18 protein-coding genes are annotated in these 21,393 nt (G+C 42.9%); 7 read left to right on the plus strand and 11 right to left on the minus strand.

Annotated features, from left to right (window positions below; all coding sequences use genetic code 11):
• Positions 1 to 99: 99 nt before the first annotated feature.
• Positions 100 to 807: an IS630 family transposase gene (locus K4039_RS19455; protein WP_265237649.1), complete on the plus strand. Its 708-nt coding sequence runs from the start codon at positions 100 to 102 to the stop codon at positions 805 to 807.
• Positions 808 to 828: 21 nt separating this feature from the next.
• On the opposite strand, the gene K4039_RS19460 is transcribed toward K4039_RS19455, so the two are convergent.
• The 5 genes from K4039_RS19460 to K4039_RS19480 form a co-directional block, all read right to left on the minus strand.
• A complete protein-coding gene (locus tag K4039_RS19460; RefSeq protein ID WP_265237650.1) occupies positions 829 to 1,653 on the minus strand; it encodes an ISL3 family transposase in 825 nt (274 codons plus the stop codon).
• Complete coding sequence (locus K4039_RS19465; RefSeq protein WP_265237652.1) at positions 1,631 to 2,347, minus strand: hypothetical protein; 717 nt, start codon at positions 2,345 to 2,347, stop codon at positions 1,631 to 1,633. Before K4039_RS19465 ends, K4039_RS19460 begins: the two co-directional genes overlap by 23 nt.
• A 178-nt stretch (positions 2,348 to 2,525) precedes the next feature.
• Complete coding sequence (locus tag K4039_RS19470) at positions 2,526 to 3,293, minus strand: hypothetical protein (protein WP_265237654.1); 768 nt, start codon at positions 3,291 to 3,293, stop codon at positions 2,526 to 2,528.
• Positions 3,294 to 3,416: 123 nt separating this feature from the next.
• The gene (locus tag K4039_RS19475; protein ID WP_265237656.1) at positions 3,417 to 3,911 is read right to left on the minus strand and encodes a PepSY domain-containing protein; all 495 of its coding nucleotides are present in this window, start codon (positions 3,909 to 3,911) and stop codon (positions 3,417 to 3,419) included.
• A gap of 14 nt (positions 3,912 to 3,925) precedes the next feature.
• Positions 3,926 to 4,234, minus strand: a complete 309-nt coding sequence (locus tag K4039_RS19480; protein ID WP_265237658.1) for a hypothetical protein — start codon at positions 4,232 to 4,234, stop codon at positions 3,926 to 3,928.
• Between the two features lie 442 nt (positions 4,235 to 4,676).
• Between K4039_RS19480 and K4039_RS19485 the strand changes: the two genes are divergently transcribed.
• Together K4039_RS19485 and K4039_RS19490 are read left to right on the plus strand one after the other, a co-directional pair.
• A complete protein-coding gene (locus K4039_RS19485; RefSeq protein ID WP_265237660.1) occupies positions 4,677 to 5,156 on the plus strand; it encodes a hypothetical protein in 480 nt (159 codons plus the stop codon).
• A gap of 236 nt (positions 5,157 to 5,392) precedes the next feature.
• Positions 5,393 to 5,863, plus strand: coding sequence for a DUF2808 domain-containing protein (locus tag K4039_RS19490; protein WP_265237662.1), 471 nt, complete (start codon positions 5,393 to 5,395; stop codon positions 5,861 to 5,863).
• Positions 5,864 to 5,983: 120 nt separating this feature from the next.
• On the opposite strand, the gene K4039_RS19495 is transcribed toward K4039_RS19490, so the two are convergent.
• The 4 genes from K4039_RS19495 to K4039_RS19510 all read right to left on the minus strand — a co-directional run bounded on the left by K4039_RS19495 (position 5,984) and on the right by K4039_RS19510 (position 10,887).
• Positions 5,984 to 7,456 carry a sensor histidine kinase gene (locus tag K4039_RS19495; RefSeq protein ID WP_265237663.1) on the minus strand — a complete coding sequence of 491 codons (1,473 nt, stop codon included), beginning with the start codon at positions 7,454 to 7,456 and terminating at the stop codon, positions 5,984 to 5,986.
• A gap of 81 nt (positions 7,457 to 7,537) precedes the next feature.
• The gene (locus tag K4039_RS19500) at positions 7,538 to 8,494 is read right to left on the minus strand and encodes an FTR1 family protein (RefSeq protein ID WP_265237665.1); all 957 of its coding nucleotides are present in this window, start codon (positions 8,492 to 8,494) and stop codon (positions 7,538 to 7,540) included.
• A gap of 194 nt (positions 8,495 to 8,688) precedes the next feature.
• On the minus strand, positions 8,689 to 9,720 hold the full coding sequence (locus tag K4039_RS19505; RefSeq protein WP_265237667.1) for a helix-hairpin-helix domain-containing protein: 1,032 nt from the start codon (positions 9,718 to 9,720) through the stop codon (positions 8,689 to 8,691).
• A gap of 162 nt (positions 9,721 to 9,882) precedes the next feature.
• Positions 9,883 to 10,887 carry a multicopper oxidase domain-containing protein gene (locus K4039_RS19510; protein ID WP_265237669.1) on the minus strand — a complete coding sequence of 335 codons (1,005 nt, stop codon included), beginning with the start codon at positions 10,885 to 10,887 and terminating at the stop codon, positions 9,883 to 9,885.
• A gap of 207 nt (positions 10,888 to 11,094) precedes the next feature.
• Here K4039_RS19510 and rppA point away from each other — a divergent pair, with 207 nt between their 5' ends.
• From rppA to rpmB, 4 genes are all read left to right on the plus strand, one after another.
• Positions 11,095 to 11,784, plus strand: coding sequence for a two-component system response regulator RppA (rppA, locus tag K4039_RS19515; protein ID WP_265237671.1), 690 nt, complete (start codon positions 11,095 to 11,097; stop codon positions 11,782 to 11,784).
• A gap of 182 nt (positions 11,785 to 11,966) precedes the next feature.
• Entirely contained in the window at positions 11,967 to 13,298 is a 1,332-nt protein-coding gene (gene rppB, locus K4039_RS19520) for a two-component system sensor histidine kinase RppB (RefSeq protein ID WP_265237673.1), read from the plus strand.
• Between the two features lie 217 nt (positions 13,299 to 13,515).
• The gene (gene htpG / locus K4039_RS19525) at positions 13,516 to 15,501 is read left to right on the plus strand and encodes a molecular chaperone HtpG (RefSeq protein ID WP_265237675.1); all 1,986 of its coding nucleotides are present in this window, start codon (positions 13,516 to 13,518) and stop codon (positions 15,499 to 15,501) included.
• Between the two features lie 84 nt (positions 15,502 to 15,585).
• Positions 15,586 to 15,822 carry a 50S ribosomal protein L28 gene (gene rpmB, locus K4039_RS19530; RefSeq protein WP_265237677.1) on the plus strand — a complete coding sequence of 79 codons (237 nt, stop codon included), beginning with the start codon at positions 15,586 to 15,588 and terminating at the stop codon, positions 15,820 to 15,822.
• A gap of 257 nt (positions 15,823 to 16,079) precedes the next feature.
• Here the strand turns inward: rpmB and K4039_RS19535 are convergent, their stop codons facing one another.
• Both K4039_RS19535 and K4039_RS19540 read right to left on the minus strand, forming a co-directional pair.
• Positions 16,080 to 18,143, minus strand: a complete 2,064-nt coding sequence (locus K4039_RS19535) for an adenylate/guanylate cyclase domain-containing protein (RefSeq protein WP_265237679.1) — start codon at positions 18,141 to 18,143, stop codon at positions 16,080 to 16,082.
• A gap of 151 nt (positions 18,144 to 18,294) precedes the next feature.
• The gene (locus K4039_RS19540; protein WP_265237681.1) at positions 18,295 to 21,267 is read right to left on the minus strand and encodes an adenylate/guanylate cyclase domain-containing protein; all 2,973 of its coding nucleotides are present in this window, start codon (positions 21,265 to 21,267) and stop codon (positions 18,295 to 18,297) included.
• Positions 21,268 to 21,393: the final 126 nt, after the last annotated feature.

The following is a 21,393-nucleotide window of genomic DNA, read 5'->3' on the forward strand; positions in this document are numbered from 1 at the left end:
AAAACTTATCTCATCAATGTGAATGCGAATTCACTCATCTTTCTAAATACTGTTTTCTGACTTTTTCAGCAAGCCCTACTTATTTAGAGGGAAAATTTGGTGTCAGCTATAAATCAAAACAGAGCTATTATGAACTTTTATATCTGGCGAAGATTACCTGGAAAAAAAACTCAGAAAATCAATCCCAAATCTGATCCCGAACTGGTCAAAAAAAAGAGGGAACAAATTAAAAATATTTTAGCCAAAAACAAGGCTGGCATAAATTCTGGAGAAATAATAGTATTTTTTTTAGATGAATGTCATCTACTTCATGGCGATATCAATGGCTACGTTTGGGGTCGATCCGATCTAAGAATTGAAGTCCAAATTACCAATCAAAAAAATAGACAAACTTATTTTGGCGCACTCAATTATCAAACCAAACAATTCCATGTTAAAGGTTATAAATCTGGGGATAAAAAATCAACAGTTGAATTCATAAAATGCTTGCAAAATAAATACAAAGAGCGGAAAATTATCTTGATTTGGGATGGAGCTAGTTATCATAAATATGGAGAATTTAGAGATTATTTGTCAGAAGTTAATCGTGACAAAGAACCTGATAATTGGTCAATCACTTGTATTTTATTTGCTCCCAATGCTCCCGAACAAAATCCCGTTGAAGATATTTGGTTACAAGCTAAAAATTTTTTACTAAAGTATTGGTATTTATGTAAGTCTTTTAAGATGATTAAATTTTTGTTTGAGTTTTTCACAAAGGAACATAAATTTGATTTCCCCAAAATTCATCAGTACACCTATACATAGAAAATGATGGCTCTTCCGTACTTATTGTGCTAATTTTTCAGGAAAATGCCAAAAAAGTAATGCCCCTATTTCAAAATTTCTCAAATTTCTAAATCCAAAACCACACCTTTTTAATAGCTTTAATTTAGTATTAATTCCCTCTACTATCCCATTTGTTGTTCTTTCTTCAAAATAGCCCACAATCTCTCCCAACCATCTTTTGATTGTTTTTACACTTTTTTTATAGTATGGTTGTGCTTTTTTCAACCAATCTGTTAATTCTAATATCCCGTCACCCAAATTATTGCTTTTTTCAAATAAAGAGTGAAACTCTTCTTTTAAAGTGTGCATAGCTCCTACTCTTAGTGAAGCATCTTTTACTTGTTTTAATTTTATTTTATCGTCGTCAGATAACTTATTTTCTGCTTTCAACAATGTATATTTACTTCCTTTTAAACTATCCAATAATTTAGATTTTTCTTTCGCTTTCAGCGATAATGCTGCCTTTTTTTGCTCAATTCTCGACTGATTTAATTCCTCATAAATCATTTTTGTCACATGAAATCTATCTACTGTTACATCAGCATTCGGGCAAATCTTTTTGACTAATGACTTATAATTACCAGTCATGTCCATACTTACTTCTTTGATCTGGCTTAAGACTTTTTCTCCCCATTCAAGCATCTTTTTTTTGATTGCTTCTTGTTTTCTTTCGGCAACTAAGCCTATTAATTTATGTGTTTCTAAATCTACTAATACAACTATAAATTTTCCTTGCCCTTTTACTAAACTAATTTCATCTATGCCGAGTTTTTGTAAGTTTTGTACATCAACCGGTAATATTTTATTCGCTACAGTCTTTACCATTGACCAAACTTCTTCGGCGTTGCTTATTTACGGTATGAAATAAATAATTGAAAAATCCAGAAGCTTTGTAGACGCTGGTTTTTATGAATTGCATATTTAGCCTTTCATACCGTAAATCAGCAACGCCCGCAATCCAAAACAACAAGACTGGCGAAATTTGAGTATAATAATATGCTGCCAATACCACGGCAAGCAAACTAGAAATTAGGATTGCTCCTCCTGCAAATCCAAGTCCAGAAGTATCAGCCAGGAAATCGCCCAAGGAAGTACCCAAAGTATTTGAAATTAGAATTGCAGTCCAATAAAGCATCTCAATTTTAGGTGTTTTGACGTTTTTGACAGATAGAGATCCAACACTGAATTGCCAAAACGCAAAAATAGCAAAAAGAAGAGTAATTAAAATCGCAGATCCCGCAGTGTAGCCAAGCCCTAAAGTACGATTCATGTAATCTGACATCGTTGTACCAGCCGTGCTGGTTGAAAGGATGACAGTCCAATAAAGCAAAGGGTTATAGCTTTTCGAGGTCAATTGAGTGACAAGAGAAATTAAAAATACTCCAATTAATATCAGAGAACTAACTGCATAGCCCACATTGATCGTCATCGACAAAAGGTCTCCTGCCGTTTCTCCCAGAGTGGTTGCACATATTTTCATTATCCAGAAAAACGCGGTGATTTGTGGAAGTTTGCTCATTTTTGCGATCGGGTTATGGTACTTTGGCGACTTCACTCTAGATGATCAATGTCAAGAACTCGGAAAGATTGATTGCATTTGTGTTTACCAGGGATAATGTGGCAATTGCACCGTGAAACAACTGCCCACGCCTAGCTGACTTGTAACAGTAAAGGTAATCTGATGATTTGATAGTTAATCAGTCTTGTTGGTCGATCGCCATTGGGGCTAGTTTCTTCTGCTTAAAGCTTAAGTAAATAACCAGACTCATGATTATAGAAAGAAAAAGCATACTTGTTCCCACCGTACCAAAACCAAAACAACCATTTGTAGTAGGTTGTGACAATAAATCGCCAGTAGATGCTCCCAGTGGACGAGTCAAGATGTAGGCTATCCAAAATGCCAAGACAGCATTCATTCTGAAGTAATAATAACCAGTGGCTACTATCGCAATTAAAACGCCGAATACTAGCGCTGATTGTGCATAACCCAGCTTCAAAGCCTCTGCTATAAAGTCTCCTGTTGCGGTACCCAAAGCAAATGTAAATAAGATAGCAGCCCAATAAAATAGCTCTCTTTTGGCTGTGTTGATGGAGTGCATAGCTAATGTTTTTTCGTTTGAATACCACAGCAAAAAAACGGCAGACAATACAACAGTGAAAACTATATTAATTGTCGTCAAGCTAACTCCCAGCTCATCTACCAATCTATCGGTAATTAGTGTGCCAGTGATGCTCATCAAAACGACTACAATCCAGTAACTCACTGGGACATACCGTTTAAGCCTAAACTGATTCAAAAGCGCAATCAGTAACACAGCGCTCATAACATAGGATGTAACGCTTAAACCAAGATTCAGGTTTACCGACAGATAATCAGCCAGAGTTTCACCTACTGTGGTTGCCAGAACCTTAATAATCCAGAAGGAACCTGTAACCTCTGGAACCCTGTTTAGTATCTTCTTCATAAGATTTCTCTTTTGGGTTTGTTGAGTGTTCTAAATCTGGGATATTTCCCCAAGTAAGGGCAGGCATTCATAGCACTGCCCCTACTCTATTTGTTGCCTCAAGAAAGCGAATTATTTCGGAATTTACTTCTTGGCATCATCATTAGTTTCCCCATCGCCATCACCACCGGCCGCCTCGGAACTTTGAATGCTGCTGCGGGGATAAACACTCTCATTACTCTCATTTTTGACGTTGGTTGTGTTGAGAATTTTACCGTTACCGGCATCTACATTTACTTCCTGCTGACCGATCGCAACTGAGTACACAACATTGCCATCTTCGTTTTCTAATTTGACGCGACTTGCTGTGCCACCTTTCGCTGCTTCCGCCGCCGCTTTTGCTTGTTGTGGTGTAATTTTAGCTAGAGATTGCAGGCGACTTGATTCTTGCTTTTCTTGGGCCTCGTCGTTAGTTTCGCCGTCGCCATCACTGGCTTCTGCTTTGGGATTGCTGCTATTCTGAGGCATGGCGGCAACGTGAGATTTTGCTGGCGAAGCGTACACAGTTCGGACTAATCCACTGACTGCTAAAGTACCTACCAAAGCTGCTGCTAAAGCGATTTTTGTTGAGGTTTTCATGGTGTAAAACTTTTTCAATTTAGGTTTGTAGTTTCACTGTAGAGCGCAAAAGTCAAGAACTTAGCAAGATTTGTTTTAGTTGGAAATTTTTTGAGTGATTTTTCGTTTTCTTCTTCACCGGATAGCAAATCGTTACCTATTGTGCGATCGAGTGGATCGTGCCACATTCTGCCGTCTAAATTATTCATGAATGGTGGAACCACATCCTTTCCCTGCGGGCCAAGCATCTTGTCTTTGCTGGCATTACCCGCAGCTAACGAGTTTTCATTAACCTCGCCGTTGCTTAAGTTGTCAACAAGAGTGATTTTAGTTGAAGTTTTCACCGTTAAATCCCTTCAATGTGAGTTGGCGATTTCACTCTACAGGGCAAATGTCAAGAACTTGGCAAGATTATCTGTCTGAAAGTTAAGAGATTTCATCCTGATTTCATTTTTGGGTGTCAACCTAAGTTAAATGGCGATTTAACCTAGGTTGAGGTGCTGTCGCGGTGAGGAGTGCGATCGCACTTAAGATAGTAAGCATCAAGCGTGCAAGCTTTCGCAGCCACAGACCAAAATACCATCAACTGCGAAAATATCTCTCGATTAATAGTCGTCTCTGCTGATGTCCGAGGGCAAGATTTTTGTTTTTTAATTACTGATATTCGCCCAGCATTGTTTCAACAGTTATACTGGCTAAGTTATGAATAAGTTTTGATAAATTTCCTTGACTCGCTGTCTCAAAGTGCCATAATTTACCAATCATTGTTCTCAAAAAGTCAAGCACATGAAAACGCTCAAGTCAAGTTTAATTATTCTAGCCAGTGGCGGATTGCTATTTTTGGGAGCTTGCGGTGGCGACAAAACAAGCGATACAAATACTACTCCACCACCACCTCCTGCTGCCTCTCAACCTGCGTCTTCCGCTTCCGCCACGACTTCGGCGGCGACAGGAGCTAAAGGGGGTCAAGTTGTCAATTCTGGTGCTTACCATTTAGAGTTTGTACCTGAAAAAGAATCTACCGGAACTCACTTAGATTTGTATCTGCAAAAAGGCGAGAAAAAGGAACCAGTTGCTGACGCGAAAGTGACGGCTCAAGTGCAGTTGCCAAATGGAAAGCAACAAACTCTAGCGCTCAAATACGATCCAGAGGGCAAACATTACGCTGTTGTGTTTCCCGGCAAAGAACCCGGTCAGTATCCTGTGAAGGTGAATGCAGATATTAAGGGAGAAAAAGTAGACGGTCGTTTTACATTCACTCAGTAGTTTGACAGTCCTGGACGCACGGGTGGCTACAAACCGGGTTTTTTGCCTAATTTTTTGGCTGCAACGAAAGATTTTCGTACAAAAACCCGGTTTCTTTGGTATAAATGCGTAAATCCTGTTAAGTTATAATTGAATGATTCACTTTTAAGTAGCTAAAATTTCATCTTAATTTCATTCCTGAGACCCAAGCTAATAAATAAGAACAACAATTAGTTAAGTTTTCAGGGAACACAGCTATGAAAAAGTTAATTTACGCTACCGCCTTTACCGTCATCCTTGCATATAATGCCCCTGCTACTATTGCGGGAGGAGCAATGCAAAATGCTAATATTCCTCACCTTGTTGGTAGCGCTGCAACTCCTAATAAAGCTCGCTTTCAAGGTGCTACCCATCATTTTGAGGTTCACGTTCAGGGAAGAGCTCTTTCGGAAATTGCGATCGCCCTTCCAGACAATCTGAGCATCAGGGGAGGGATTGAGGTAAAAAATCAATCCAATCAGAAAATCAAGACTCAAGTTTCTGTCAACAACCAAAAAGCCACCGTAGTTTTTGCTCAACCAGTCGCTCCTGATACCACCATCTCAATTGATATGCGAGGTATTCATACTCCCGGTTACAGTCGCAATTGGGGGTATGCAATTTCTGGTAAAATGGTAGGAATAAACGCAGAAATTCCCCTCGGTAGAGTTGGGATTCAAACTTACTAATAGTAATAAAATTATGGAAAGATTCTGTGTTCTACTCTCATTTTGAAAAAGTCAAAATTCGCGTTTATTGTGGCACAAGCGTTCAGCCCGTTGGGCTACCTGCGGTTGAAAATCTGAAATTCAAACTGCTTCCTGCATTGCCAATAACCTTCTAGTTTCAGACTTCTGCTGCCTGATTGGTAGCGAAATTACAAACTCAGTACCTTCTCCAACTCTCGAAAGGCACTCCAAGCAGCCGCAGTGCTTTTCTCGAACAATTTCGCAGCTAATTGATAACCCTAAACCCGTTCCTTTACCGGCGGGTTTCGTGGTGAAAAAGTGATTAAATATTTTAGCCTTGACTTCTTCAGTCATTCCAGGGCCGTTGTCGGAAATGCGGATGATTGCCCGATCGCCCTCCGCGACTTCCGTGCTAATCTGAATTGTAGGACAGCTTCTCTGACCATTCAAAACAGCCGCATTAGAACAGTCTCGCAAAACATCAATCGCATTGCTGATAATATTCATAAACACCTGATTTAATTGCCCTGCATAACATTCTACCAGCGGCAAATCCCCGTAATTTTTAATCAATTCGATACCCGGAAGTTTGCCGTTCGCTTTCAGTCGGTGCTGGAGAATTAACAGAGTGCTGTCGATTCCTTCGTGAATCGAAGCCAAACTCATGCCATCTTTATCGAAACGGGAAAAATTACGCATAGACGAAACAATCACGCAAATTCTGTCAGTTCCTACCTTCATTGAAGAAAGCAGTTTGGGCAAATCTTCCCTGAGAAAATCTAGTTCTACTGTCTCAATTTCCTTCTGAATTTCTTCTACCGGATTGGGATAATATTTGCCGTATAAGTTGACCAGACGTAACAAATCTTCAACATAATTGCGGGCGTAGGCGATGTTCGCATCAATAAAGTTGATGGGATTGTTAATTTCGTGGGCAATTCCTGCTGTCAGTTCACCCAAAGCTGATAATTTTTCGGTATGTACTAATTGAGCTTGGCTTTCCTGAAGTTTTTGCAAAGCTCGCTCTAGTTCTCCGGCTTTTATTCTCAAGTCTGCTTCAGATTGTTGCAGCGCTTTTTTAGCTTTTTTCCGCTCTTGAACTTCTTTAATTAAATAATTATTTGCTTGGGAAAGTTTGCCAGTTCTTGCTTGCACTCGCTGTTCCAATAATTCGGCTAGTTCAGCCAGTGCTGTCTCGGCTTTCCGGCGTTCTGCAATCTCATTTTCTAATGCTAAATTAGCGGCTTCTAGCCTTGCTGGGCTGGGAAGTGCCAGTGCAAAAGGCATCAATGTTAATAGCAACAAAACTGAACTACCAGCGACGAAAACTGTAATCGCTTTCATGAATTGTGAGACTAAAGACTCAGGAAACCATAGATACCATGTTTCGATTACGTGAATTGTGCCGCAGGTGACGAAGAATGCTCCGAATACCAGAAACATCCACTGAAACGGGATATCTCGCCCTTTGTAAAGCGAGTAAACCAGCATTGTGGGAATTGCATAATAGGCAATTACGATCAGAACTTGCAGCCATTCCCAATTAAGCATTCCAGAGTTTGCTGAAACCGTAGCAATTGCTAAGTCAATCATAAACAATCCTTAGTTAATTTGAATTGGGTTTAAATCTCACTAATTTTAAGTTGCTAGATAGATGCACCCTGTTGTTTGCACTTAATTTCCTATTTCGTTACTGCTGTTTTTTGATTTGAATGGAAAAAAGACTCGACCGCCCAAACTTTGAAAATAAATCCCGCCAACGGTCATTAAGAACGCGAAATAAGCAAAGCCCTGCACCAAATAAAGCTTGTCAGTGTAGCCAAACATCGCGCTCAGCAACAAACCGGGAAACTTTTCTTCGGGAAGCACTTTAGAGGTATTCCAAACCATCGGGCCGAGAATGCAAGAGTGTACTTTGGCAAATCTTTCGTAATAGAAACACATCCCTGCTGACTCGCGATTTGCTTGCGATAAAATATTCACCGCGCTGTCAAATAATCCTAAAGTAGATACCACTAAACCCGCTACAATGAAGAGCAATAAAATGCCCATATACTTAAAAAACAAGCGGATATTAATTTTCACTCCCCATTTAAACAGCAGCACGCCAACTCCGGCGGCTGAAAGTATTCCTCCCAAAGCGCCGATGGCTGGAAGAATGCCTTGTTGAAACTTAGCGACGACAAACAAAACGGTTTCAAATCCTTCGCGCAAAACGGCAATTAAAACTAAACTAAATACGCCCCAACCGGCATGAGAGTTTTGCGTTAAGGCAGCACTTACTGCGCCTTCAACTTCGGCTTTCATAAATCGCGCTTGCTTGGTCATCCAGAGCAGCATCCAGCTCAGCATTGCTATTGCTAAAACTCCAAAACTTGCCTCTAGCAGAGATTCCATAATTGGTGCAAAGGGCTGATTGGATGCGGACAAAATTTGAATAGTCCAGCCGAACAGTACACCTATCAAAGCGCTGGCAATAAGTCCGACGGCGACACCGCCGAAAACCCAAGGATTTAAATAACTTTGTCCCGATTTTTTGAGGCAAGCTAGAACGATTCCGACAACTAATGCTGCTTCCACTCCTTCGCGGAGAGTAATTACAAATGTGGGCAATGCTTCGCTAAAATTCATCTTTTTAGTTAAGGTAATATGTGGAGGTAATTGGTATATTTTTATCCAATTACCGTTGGCGGTTTGAGTTAATTATTCAAAACTTACGCATCAAAGCAAAGAAACCGGGTTTTTTGACTCTTATTGAAGGTTTTGGGCAAATATTTGGGTTGAAAAACCCGGTTTCTAGCTACCCGTGCGTCGAGGACTATCTTTTAGGATGCGGGTTTGAGAACTTTTTGGCTGTCGTTTTCGATCGTCTTAATTAGCAAGGCGACTTGTTCGGTGGTTTTTATCGGGGCTGGCGGCGCGATCGCAGTTGGCCAATTTGCCTTAAGTTCAGTCATGTTGGCAACAATTGCTTTGTCGATATCCGGGTTAGTTTTAGCCACTTGAGCGGCAATATTTTGGTACAGCATTTCCGCGTACATGACGAAACCCCGCGAATCTTGGTATTCAATAACTGCGGAAATTTTGCCGTTAGCAACTGCCGCTCCGTATTCGGAATTAGCTGTATCTAGCAAGCCGTTAATCACTTGCAATACGAATTTCGGATCTTGGCGCTGCGCTTCGGGAAGGGCGGCAATTGCTCCATCTACAGCTTGCATTGATGTATTAAATTCTGCATTTACTTGAGCCGGATCTTTTGCACCCGCTTTAATTAAATCCTGCAATTTAATTAAAGTTGTCTTAAATTCGGGAACTTTTCGCTCGTTTAGCTGGTCTTCTACGTCGGCATAAATTTCTTCTACCGGGTGACCGATGTGCGGTTCGGCTTGGTCTGGTTTGCCTGCATCCAAGAGTTCTTTGGCTACAAAAAGATGCCCTTTCATCAAGCCGAGTTTAGTCATGTAGTCTACATCTTTGGCTTCCCCTGTGAGGACGACATCTTCAATAGTCACCATGTCTTTAATTTGGTCGAATTGGGCTTGATTGATGACATTTTTTGAGACCAATTCTTCTGTTTTTCCGTAGGGGCGGCTGGCTTGAATTTTGTTAGAAAGTGCCGGGATTCCTAACTTGGCTTCGAGTTTATCTAACTCCGAAAGAATGGCGGTATTAATGTTAATTCCGCCTTTGCCGCTGTGATTCATGCTGTGGCCGCTTGTTGCTGCGGGACTAGCAGTGGCGGTGGGTGAGGCGGTGCTGCCGGTGTTGCTGGCGGTGGGGGTGGAAACGCAACCAGTCAAAGCAACGAGGATTGCTGTAGCGGCGGCTGTGGGTAATTGGCGAAAGGATGGTAACATGGCAGTTGATGATTTTTTGGTTAGGTGCAGTAGGACTCGCCTGTTATCAAGAAAGTTTCTTAATTATTTGCGAGTTAATGATTCTACCTATTTATGATAAATTTGGGTAGATAATTTAAGATTTTCTTAACTTAAATAGACGCAGATCGATCGCGATTTGGGTTAAGCGATGACTTCAAATAAACCCATGCAGCCTGCTTCGGCGATCGCATCTTGATGGGGATGAAACATATATTTTCCGCCGTAGCCGTAGCTAAATTCTAAAATATGTCGTTCAGCTACTCCCATTGTAATGACATCTGTTTTCTCGCTGGGAGTTAAAGTCATTCCCGTACGATATACGTCAAAAAAATTGGCGTGCAGGTGAAAAGTCACTGCCGATTCATACTCAATCATGTTCATTACATACAGCCGGATCAGCTGATTTTTGTAAATTTGGATCGGGTTGTTCATATAATAATTTGGCATCCCGTTAAAAGCGTAAAGTTCATTTTTTTCGTCATCGTTTACGTCGTATCCTCCCATGATTAACAGGATTTCGTCTGCCGGAGGGCGGGGTTTTGGCGGATCGATAATGAACATTCCATAAAGTCCTTTACCGATGTGGCGCGTTACGGGTGCAACGTGACAGTGATATAGATGCAGCCCGTAGGGAAGTGCGTCAAATTCATATATAAATGCAGCGCCGTTTCTGATCGGTTTAACGCCATCCATTTCTGTAGGATGAACGCCGTGAAAGTGCAGTGAGTGAGAATGTCCCGCTTTGTTAGAAAAAATGACGCGGATGCGATCGCCCTCAGTTGCTCTCAATGTCGGCCCCGGCACGCGATTGTTCACATTCCAGGTGTTGAAACTAACGGCGCTGTTAAGCTGGACGATCGATGTGTTAGCTTCCATGCGAAATTCCCGCACCGTGCGCCCGTTTTCCCGCGTCACCGTGCCGTAATCGAAATCCCGCGCAATTTGCATCGGGTTGATCGTGCTAGCTGCGACTGGATCGGCAGCCATTGGTGGTATTCTCGCCGCAGCCGATCGCCTTTGGGTAAAATTTTGCAGTGCGATCGCTGCGCCCGCTACCCCAGCACCACCTATTCCTAGCTGTAGGAGTTGGCGGCGAGTCCAGTGCCCCGGCTTTTTCATCGCGGAGCGATCGGATAAGTCTGCCATACTTCTTGATAATAATTGTCAAAATTTGGGCTGCATTCGAGTATAAGACATTTCCAGCTTATTGTCAATTTTTGTCAATTGTTATTTTTTTATGCGAACTCAAGAGATTTCATACTGATTTCATTTAAGTGTGTCAACTTATATATTGGGGGTTGGCGCTGGCGGCAGCTAACAATGTATACAGATTGACTGCTGTAAATTAATCTTATGAGAATTTTGCTAGTTGAAGACGAGCCAGATTTAGGAAAAGCGATCGATCGCACTTTGAAGCAAGAAAAATACATAGTTGACTGGGCCCAGGACGGAAATGAAGCTTGGGAATATCTAGACAGTCAGTGGACACAATACACCCTAGCCATTTTTGACTGGTTGCTTCCGGGATTGTCGGGAATAGAACTACTGCGAAGATTGCGCGCAAAACATAGTTTTTTGCCAGTTTTGATGCTGACAGCCAAAGACAGGATGGAAGATAAAGTCGCGGGATTGGATGCGGGGGCTGACGATTATTTGGTCAAGCCTTTCGGGATGGCGGAACTGTTAGCAAGGTTGCGCGCATTACAAAGGCGATCGCCCCAAATACAGCCTCAACAGCTACAAATTGGAAATCTCGCCTTAGATTGCGGGAATCGCACGGCTTGTCATCTGAATCAAAACGGCACAAACCAGACAATTTCGCTGACTAACAAAGAATTTCAACTGCTAGAATATTTCATGAAACATCCGAACCAAATTGTCACCACCGACCAAATTCGGAATCAGATATGGGAAGCCAGCGCAGATACCTTTAGCAATGTAGTAGCCGCTCAAGTGCGCTTGCTGCGGCGCAAACTCGAATCAGTTGGCTGCGCGAATTTAATTGAAACTGTCCACGGTGTTGGATATCGGATGAGAAATTGAAAGAAACCCGGAGGGCGGACACGAGTACCGCCCCTAAAGAAACAGAAACTCTGCGTTGTATGCGGTTCACAAAAAAACATCAGGCTCAACTACCAATTACCAATTCTCAATGCCCAATTCTCAATTCTCAATGCCCAATGCCCAATGCTCAATGCCCAATGCCCAATGCCAAATTATGAAATGTGAATCAAAACAAACTATTTAATCGAACTCGATCGCAATTAGCCATTTCCTATGCCGCAGTAATGGGTTTGATTTTAAGCTTGTTGGGATTTGGCGTGTATAAGGCAATCGCCCACGCGCACTGGATCGCCATAGATCGCGAACTAGAATCGGTAGCGGGGACACTCCACGACAGCCTCGAAATCAAGCTACAGCAGCCAGGACGTTTGGAACCCATAGTCTATGAACTTTTGCCAAACCTCCGCGTAATTGGAGTTAACGGCATGAAAGAACAGTTGCCAAACCGCCATATTTTAAGCGCGCTGAATCAAAGTTATTATTATATTCGTTTGTTTGACAATTCAGGGAATTTGATTGCTACAGCAGGCGCTTATCCCGAAGCATTGCCGCCGACATTTAACTCGCAACACTGGCAAACGATCGCTGACAGCCAAGGCAATATTTATCACCAAATTTCTGTATCGCTGCACACTAGAACACAGCAAGATTGGGGATATTTTCAAGTAGGGCGAAGTTTGCAAGATTTCAATAGTTATCTCAGTACAGTGAGATTAATTTTGAAATTGGGATTGCCGACAGCGTTAATTTTGGTAGGCTTTTCTAGTTGGTGGCTGGCTGGATTGGCAATGAAACCGATTTATTCTTCCTACCGACAAATCCAACAGTTTACGGCGGATGCTGCCCACGAATTGCGGACGCCTTTAGCGGCATCCCAAGCAACAGTAGAATCAGCCCTGTTGATGCCAGCATTGGATGAGAAAGAAGCGCGGGAAGTTTTGCGAACTGTCGATCGCCAAAACCGACGATTGACTCAGTTAGTGGCTGATTTGTTGCTGTTGGCGCGGATGGACTCTCAAGCGATCGCCGATCGCCCTCAGCTTTGTTGTTTGAATGACTTGGTTAGCGATTTAGTCGAGGAATTGGCGGCTTTGGCGATCACCTCCGAGGTAGCGCTAACATCCGAAATGCGCGTACAGCAGCAGTTGAATGTTGTCGGAGATGCCGATCGACTTTACCGTCTGGTTACTAATTTAATTGTCAATGCCATTCAATACACTCCGGCTGGCGGAAAAGTCACAGTTATCTTAGATTCCAGTCACCAAGAGGCGATCATTCAGGTTCAAGATACCGGGATTGGGATAGCGGCGGCAGATTTAGCGCGCATATTCGATCGATTTTACCGAGTTAATAGCGATCGATCGCGCCATACCGGCGGATCGGGACTCGGATTGGCGATCGCCCAAACCATCGCCCGCGCCCACCGCGGCAGCCTCAGCGCCCGCAGCGAATTGGGTTTCGGCAGCACCTTTGTCCTGCGGTTGCCTTTGTAAGGTACTATGTGAGGGAAACCGAATCATCTTTTTAGGGTAATCCCTTTTGCAGAAGATAGCGCGATCGCCGAAAATTATTAAGTAGTCAGTAATCAGTTGACAGTTGACAGTTGACAGTTGATAGTTGTTGGATATAACAACGAATAACCACTAACTAATAACTAATAACTAATAACTACTGACTACTGATTCCTAAAAACTACCACACAGAAAAACTATGACAGTTTTAGAACAGGGAACAATCTCCATCCATACCGAGAATATTTTCCCGATTATCAAGAAGTCGCTATACACCGACCACGAAGTCTTCTTGCGGGAACTAATTTCTAACGCCGTCGATGCCATAGCCAAACTCAAAATGGTTTCCCGTTCCGGCGAATACAGCGACGACATTGGCGAACCACAAATCAACATTGTCATTGATACTGAAAACAAAACCCTCTCGATTACCGATAACGGCATCGGCATGACCGCCGACGAGGTAAAAAAATACATCAACCAAGTCGCTTTCTCCAGCGCCGAAGAATTTATTCAAAAATACCAAGGCAGCGGCGACGACGCAATTATCGGTCACTTTGGTCTCGGTTTCTACTCATCTTTCATGGTAGCAAAGCAAGTAGACATTGATACTCTTTCCTACAAAGAAGGCTCCCAAGCAGTACACTGGTCTTGCGACGGTTCTCCCGCTTTTGAACTATCAGAATCTGCCCGCACAGAACGCGGTACTACCATTACTCTGACACTCCAAGATGAAGAACAAGAGTATGTAGATGCCACCCGCATCAAGCAGTTAATCAAAACCTACTGCGATTTCATGCCGGTTCCCATCAAATTTGAGGGAGAGGCACTCAACAAGGACAAAGCAATCTGGCGGGAATCAGCCAGCAATTTACAAAAAGAAGATTACTTAGAACTGTACCGCTACCTTTACCCATACCAAGATGAGCCGCTGCTTTGGGTACACCTGAATACAGATTATCCTTTCATTGTCAACGGAATTCTTTTCTTTCCGAAACTGCGGCCGGATGTCGATGTCACCCAAGGCAATATTAAGCTATTTTCCAACCAGGTTTTTGTCAGCGATCACTGCGAAGAAATTATCCCGAAATTTTTGATGCCGCTGCGGGGAGTCATTGACAGTACCGACATTCCGCTGAACGTTTCTCGCAGTTCTTTGCAAAGCAATCGCACAGTGCGAAGAATCGCTGATTATATTGCGAAAAAAGTGGGCGATCGCCTGAAAGAACTTTACCGCGATGACCGCAACGAGTACATCCGTTGCTGGCAAGATATCGGCACTTTTGTCAAATTTGGAGCCCTCAACGATGACAAGTTTAAAAAGCAAGTCGAAGATATCTTAATCTACCGCAGCACCTACGAGCCGACAGTAGAAAAGCCAGAAACTACCACCCCAGAAGTGCAGGTGCAAACTGAGGACGGAGATTTGTGGCAAGATGTAACTCCGAAATCGGACAGTTCTTCGACGCAGCCTTACACGACGCTGAAAGAGTATTTGGAACGCAATCAAACACGTCACGAAAATCGCGTGTTTTACTGCACAGAACCTGCGTCTCAAGCAACTTACGTCGCACTGCACAAAAGTCAAGGTTTAGAAGTGCTGTTTATGGATTCTTTCATTGACACGCACTTTGTGAGTTTCTTAGAAAGAGAACATTCAGATGTCAAATTCTCGCGGGTTGATTCTGACATTGACGACACGCTAATTGACAAAGAAAAAGAAGCGGAAATTGTCGATCCGACAACTAACAAAACTCGTAGTGAACAAGTTAAAGAAATGTTCCAAAAGGCTCTCAATAAGCCGAAAGTGAACATTCGCACTGAAGCTTTGAAGTCTGACTCTACTGAGGGTGCGCCACCTGCGATCGTCCTTTTACCGGAAGCTTTGCGCCGGATGCGCGATATGACGGCGCTTTTACAGCAGCAAGCGGCCGAATTCCCCGATGAACACGTTTTGCTGGTGAATACGTCTCACCCGCTGATTCAAAATCTGGCAAGTTTGAGCCAGGGTGCGATTATTCAAGACGGTGGCGAGTCTCCGTCGGCGCAGTTGGCGAGTATGATTTGTCACCACGTTTATGACTTGGCTTTGATGGCCCAGAAGGGTTTCGATGCTGAAGGGATGCAGGAGTTTGTCGAGCGATCGAATCAAGTGTTGACAAAATTGACTGAACGTGCAATGTAATCTTGCAAGTGGGCGCGCATTGCGCGCCTTGTCATTGCTATATAATGAGAGGCTGCATCAAAAAACGGTAATCTGGAGGGCAATATGTCACGGAAATGTCAGCTAACGGGCAAGAAGGCGAATAACGGTTTTGCGGTTTCTCACTCGCACCACCGCACTCACAAGTTGCAAGAAGCAAATTTGCAGTGGAAGCGCATTTGGTGGCCGCAGGAGAAGCGCTGGGTAAAATTACATCTTTCTACGAAGGCGATTAAAACCTTGGAACACAAGGGTTTAGAAGTAATGGCGAAGAAAGCTGGTATTAACCTTTTCAAGCTGTAAAAAACTTTGTTAATTGAGAAAAGGGCGATCGTGTAAATTAAAAGTGCGATCGCCCTTACTTTTAGAGAAAAACATAGATTATCGCCCAATACGGTTCAAAAGATCGGGCGGTTGAAACCGCTTCTATACAGACCAAGCCCGGATGGTGCGCGGGTTAAAGACCGATTGGTTGAAATTACCTTATTTTCTTCAGTCCGCGGAGGCGGACTTGGTTTTTGTAGGCGCGGTTTCAACCGTACGTCCTATCCGTATTGAGATTAGATCCATTTTCTGCATTGTAGTAAATAAGTAGTCATCTTGCCTTTGCCTTTAACTTCGATCGCACCGCGACTTTCAAAAACATACTTGTCCTGCAATTGCTGATAAGTTGTCGCTGTGACGTGAATGCTTCCCGGCAAGCCGTGAGATTCCATGCGGGAAGCCGTGTTAACGGTGTCTCCCCACAAATCGTAAATAAATTTTTTAATGCCGATGACTCCGGCGACAACCGGGCCAGTGTTGATGCCGATTCTGATACTAAGATGTTGATTTTGAGTCTTGCTGAAGTCAATAATTGCCTCCTGCATATCGATCGCCATTTCTGCGATCGCCTCTGCGTGATCCGGGCGAGGAATTGGCAGCCCTCCAACAACCATATAAGCATCGCCAATCGTCTTAATTTTTTCCAAACCGTGCCTTTCTGCTAGGTTGTCAAATGTCGAAAAGATGTCATTCAGCAAGGCAACTAATTCTGTTGGAGAAACTCGCGCACTCAATTGAGTAAAACCTACGATATCCGCAAATAAGACAGTAACATCAGCAAAAGTATCTGCGATCGTACTATCTCCCTGCTTCAACCGATTGGCTATTTCTTCAGGCAAAATATTTAACAACAACCGTTCTGATTGTTCCTGTTGAACTCGCAGTGCACTTAAAGTATCATTGAGAGCATTAGTTCGTTCTTCAACTCTAAATTCCAACTCTTCATTCAGCTTATAAAGCGCCATTTCAGCCAGCCTGCGGCCTGTGATATCCGTACCGATTGCCAACAGTCCCACGAACTTTCCGGCCGCATCAAACAGCGGTTTATTTGCCCACGATACCCAAACCCGATTGCCGTTACGCTGAATGCTTTCATGTTCATTTGTCGTATACTGTTCCGGGTTCTTTAAAATATGACTCAATAATACTGTCAGGTCATTTCCCGCTGTATCTGTCTGGGGAATAATTGTACCAACAGCATTTTTACCCAGTATTTCTTCTTCCCTGTAACCAAAAAATTTCTGTGAGAATTCGTTAAAAAAAGTAATATTACCTTCCGTATCTAATTTTAAAATAATGCTGTTAGCATTTTCCACTAATTCCCGATACTTAATTTCGCTTTCCCGCAGCGAATCCTGTGCTGATGTGAGTTCGGCCACTGTGGCAGCCAACAGCAGCGATGTAACTACAATTACGCTCATAAAAGCCTGCAAAAATAAGATTGCTTGATTGATATTTTCCGCTTTGGCAATAAACGGCCCACCTCCCTGAGAACCTCCCCAAATGGCGATACTGGATACAATAAAAGATGCTAAAACAGCCCCGCGCTGGCCGAATTGAATCGTTGCCCAAATGACTAAAGGAAATGGCAAGTATTCGAGGGGATAACTGGAGATATTACCTTCACTTTTTGAGTTATATACTAGCCAACTGACTGTTACCAATAATAGCAAGCATATGCCGCGCCAGATTTGGTTGGCAATTCTTTTATTGCCTGTATTTACTTGATTTTGTGCCGCTATTTTTTGGTATGTAATCAACAACAATGGCGTAAAAATTAAAACTCCTAAGGTGTCTCCCAAATACCAATTCCACCGAATTGCCCAATATTCGCTCCAGTCAACTAGACCAGTTACACACAGGCGCAGCGTGCCGAGAGTGCAGTTTATTTGAGTGGCAACTACAGCACCGTAAAAGACTAAATTGACTACATCGATCAGCCGATCGAGTGACGGGCGAAACTTGAATTTTTGCAGCAAGGTAAAGGCGCACAAAGCTTGTAAACAAGCGCAAAAGGCACTTATTGTTGCAAGTGTTAACGATACATTGAGGTTAATAGTCTCGTAAAAAAATACGCCTAAAGCTATTCCCGGCCACACGCGCCAACCAAATAATAACATTGCAGCTTGTGCAATTCCTGCGGGCGGCCAGACGCAGGTAGCTAATTTATTTACGCCTGGGATTGAAACTGCTATTTTTGCTCCTAAAGCGTAAACAAAGGCAACGGCAGCTATTTTTGCTAAGTATTGCCAATTTATAGATTGAGCAAATCGCAGAAACAGATTTTTGTTTTGGTTCATACTCAGCTTTATATTTTTAATTAGCTATGCAAACAGCTAAGACGATTAGGATCTAATTAATTGCACAAATATGAGCTGAACATTGTTTATTCCTTTTTCCCTCTTTTTTTCCTCTTCCTTCTTCCCTCTTCCTTCTTCCTTCTTCCTTATTTTACAATTTAATGCCTGTGAGAAAATAAGTGTTCATTTCACCTTTGCCTTTGACTTCGATCGCGCCGCGACTTTCAAATACATACTTGTACTGCAATATATCATAAGTTGCAGATGTGACTTGGATGCACCCCGGTAAGCCGTGGGATTCCATGCGGGAAGCGGTGTTAACGGTGTCTCCCCACAAATCGTAGATGAATTTTTTAATCCCGATGACTCCCGCGACAACCGGGCCGCTGTTGATGCCGATTCTGATGCTGACATCTTGATTTTGGGTGTGGCTGAAATCAATAATTGCCTGCTGCATATCCAGGGCCATTTGGGCGATCGCCTCTGCATGATCGCTGCGGGGCACGGGCAGCCCTCCTACTACCATATAAGCGTCACCAATCGTCTTAATTTTTTCCAATCCGTGCTTTTGGGCTAGGCGATCGAAGGTAGAAAAAATGTCGTTAAGCAACGAAACCAATTCCGGCGGAGAAATTTGGGAACTAATTTGCGTAAAACCGACTATATCCGCAAACAATACTGTTACTTCAGCAAAAGTATCGGCGATGATGCTTTGGTCTTGTTTGAGTCTTTCGGCGATCGCTTGCGGCAAAACGTTGAGTAGGAGGCGATCGGATTTTTCTTGTTCTAATCGTAAAGCTGCCTCAGCTTCTTTGCGAGTTGTGATATCTTCAACAGTACCTTCGTAATACAGTAAATTTCCATGTATATCGCAGACAGTATAAGCATTTTCGGCAATCCAAATTATACTCCCATCTTGACGGTAAACTTGAGATTCCAAATCCGATACTTTGCCGTTAGTTCGCATTAACTGTATGACTTCGGCGCGCTGTTCTGGGTCTACATATAGCTGGCGGTTGATATCAGTTAAATTGGCCATCAACTCCTCGCAAGAACTGTAACCATAAATGCGAATCAAAGCAGGATTGATGCTGAGATATTCCCCATCTGGAGTAGTTTGAAATATCCCGACGATCGCATTTTCAAAAATGCTGCGGTATTTGGCCTCAGCTTGCCGTAGCGCTGCTTCAGCGCGCTGGCGTTCCCGCGCTTCCACTGCGAAAGTTACAGAATCTGTTAGAGAAACAGCGAAACTTTGTTCTTCAATAGTCCAATTGCGGGGCATTCCTACGTGTTCCAAACAGAGAATTCCTGCTATTTTTCCGCCTATTTGAATCGGGGTATCTAGCATGGAAGTGATGCCCAAGGGAATTAGGTAAAATTCCTCAAATTCTCTAGTTCTAAAATCTTTTTGCGCGTCAAAGGCAGCAATTGCGCGTTCTTCTCGCAGTGCTTGAAAATAGACAGGATAGTCTGCTGCTGCTAATTCCATACCCTTTGAGTGCTGGTTGGCGGTGCGATCGAACAAATCCAGGCACTCCATCTTAGATTTAGGGCGATCGTACAACCATACACTCGATCGGGTAACTTCCAGAGTACGGCTAGCAGTCTCAGTGATTTCTTGAAGCGCTTTGGTTAAATCGCCTTGATTCAGCGCTTTATTTTTGGCTAAATCAATTAATGCCGATTTTTGTTTCTGTAGCTGAAGTTCGCTTTGTTTCAGGGCATTTGTGCGCTCTGCAACTCGGATTTCCAGCTTTTCATTCAGCTTTTGCAAGGCTATTTCAGCGTTTCGGCGATCGGTGATATCTGTGCCGATGCAGAGGATGCCCTGGAGTTCTCCCGCTGCATCAAACAGCGGTTTATTTGCCCAAGCTACCCAAATGCGAGATCCGTCGCGCCGGATATTTTCATTTTCATAGTTAGTAAAGCGATCGGGATTTTGTAAAATTTCATTATAAACCGACTGTAAGTTATTCCCTTCGTCGTCGGTTTGGGGAATAATTGTTCCCACTGCATTTTTCCCCAGGATTTCTTCCTGATTGTAGCCAAACAATATTTCAGCAAACTCATTAAAAAAAATAATTGTGCCTTTTGGCTCCAATTTGACAATAATACTGTTAGCATTCTCAACCAACTCTCGATATTTAATTTCACTTTCTCGCAGAGAATTTTCGGCGGCTGCGCGTTCGGCTACCGTCGCTGCCAATAATAGCGAAGTAATCGTAACTACAGCCATAAAAGCTTGTAAAAATAAAATAGCCTGACTAATATTTTCTGCTTTAGCTATAAATGGCCCACCTCCATTAGAACTGCCAAAAATTGCGATGATGGAGACAACTAACGAGGCCAGAACAGCGGCCCGCTGACCGAATTGGAGCGCCGCCCAAATTATCAAGGGAAACGGCAAATATTCAAGGGGATAGCGAGAAATAGAAGCGTCATTTTTTGACTCAAATACAAACCAGCTCAGCCCAATTAATAATATCAACCATACTCCCCGCCAAATTAGATAATTTTTCGGTTTCTCTGTTTGTCTTTTTAAACGGTCTGCCGTGACTTTAGGGCGAAAGAATATGAGAATTAACGGAGTGAAAATCAAAACTCCCATTGTATCTCCCAACCACCAATTCCAGCGAGCAGAAAAATAGCCTGCCCAATCTACTTTTCCTAGTAAGTATAGGGAAAAAGCGCCAATAGTGCAACTAATCTGAGTGGAAATTAACCCGCCAAACAAGATTAAATTAACTACATCTTTCAAACGTTCTAGAGATGGACGAAACCCCAGCCAGCGTAGCGCAGTTACTGCAAACACAGCTTGCAAAATTGCCCCGAGGTTTCCTCCCACCCAGACCGCGAATATCTGTTCACTTGGGTTAACAAAATTGAGTAAAAATATACCCAAAACAATCGCAGGCCAGACTTTTCTACCAAACAATAAAAGTCCGGCTTGTGCAATGCCTGCGGGCGGCCACACCGAGGAAGCAAAGGGACTGACACCTTGAATTGAAAATGCTAGCCTCGCCCCCACGGCGTAAGCGATCGCCACGACAGTTACTTGGGCTAAGTACCGCCAAATTCGGGATTGAGGAAATCGAAGAAACTGACTTAGATTCAGATTCATATAGCAATCCTAAATCATTTTCTATGTATAGGTGTATTGATGGATTTTGGGGAAATCAAATTTATGTTCGTTTGTGAAAAACTCAAACAAAAATTTAATTATCTTAAAAGACTTACATAAATACCA

The organism is Lyngbya sp. CCAP 1446/10 (assembly GCF_026130175.1).
Taxonomy (GTDB): domain Bacteria; phylum Cyanobacteriota; class Cyanobacteriia; order Cyanobacteriales; family Microcoleaceae; genus Microcoleus.

Coding starts and splice junctions, on each gene's coding strand:
- K4039_RS19460 (WP_265237650.1), bottom strand. CDS start 1,653: ATGGTAAAGACTGTAGCGAATAAAATATTACCGGTTGATGTACAAAAC.
- K4039_RS19465 (WP_265237652.1), bottom strand. CDS start 2,347: ATGAGCAAACTTCCACAAATCACCGCGTTTTTCTGGATAATGAAAATA.
- K4039_RS19470 (WP_265237654.1), bottom strand. CDS start 3,293: ATGAAGAAGATACTAAACAGGGTTCCAGAGGTTACAGGTTCCTTCTGG.
- K4039_RS19475 (WP_265237656.1), bottom strand. CDS start 3,911: ATGAAAACCTCAACAAAAATCGCTTTAGCAGCAGCTTTGGTAGGTACT.
- K4039_RS19485 (WP_265237660.1), top strand. CDS start 4,677: ATGAAAACGCTCAAGTCAAGTTTAATTATTCTAGCCAGTGGCGGATTG.
- K4039_RS19490 (WP_265237662.1), top strand. CDS start 5,393: ATGAAAAAGTTAATTTACGCTACCGCCTTTACCGTCATCCTTGCATAT.
- K4039_RS19495 (WP_265237663.1), bottom strand. CDS start 7,456: ATGATTGACTTAGCAATTGCTACGGTTTCAGCAAACTCTGGAATGCTT.
- K4039_RS19500 (WP_265237665.1), bottom strand. CDS start 8,494: ATGAATTTTAGCGAAGCATTGCCCACATTTGTAATTACTCTCCGCGAA.
- K4039_RS19505 (WP_265237667.1), bottom strand. CDS start 9,720: ATGTTACCATCCTTTCGCCAATTACCCACAGCCGCCGCTACAGCAATC.
- K4039_RS19510 (WP_265237669.1), bottom strand. CDS start 10,887: ATGGCAGACTTATCCGATCGCTCCGCGATGAAAAAGCCGGGGCACTGG.
- rppA (WP_265237671.1), top strand. CDS start 11,095: ATGAGAATTTTGCTAGTTGAAGACGAGCCAGATTTAGGAAAAGCGATC.
- htpG (WP_265237675.1), top strand. CDS start 13,516: ATGACAGTTTTAGAACAGGGAACAATCTCCATCCATACCGAGAATATT.
- rpmB (WP_265237677.1), top strand. CDS start 15,586: ATGTCACGGAAATGTCAGCTAACGGGCAAGAAGGCGAATAACGGTTTT.
- K4039_RS19535 (WP_265237679.1), bottom strand. CDS start 18,143: ATGAACCAAAACAAAAATCTGTTTCTGCGATTTGCTCAATCTATAAAT.
- K4039_RS19540 (WP_265237681.1), bottom strand. CDS start 21,267: ATGAATCTGAATCTAAGTCAGTTTCTTCGATTTCCTCAATCCCGAATT.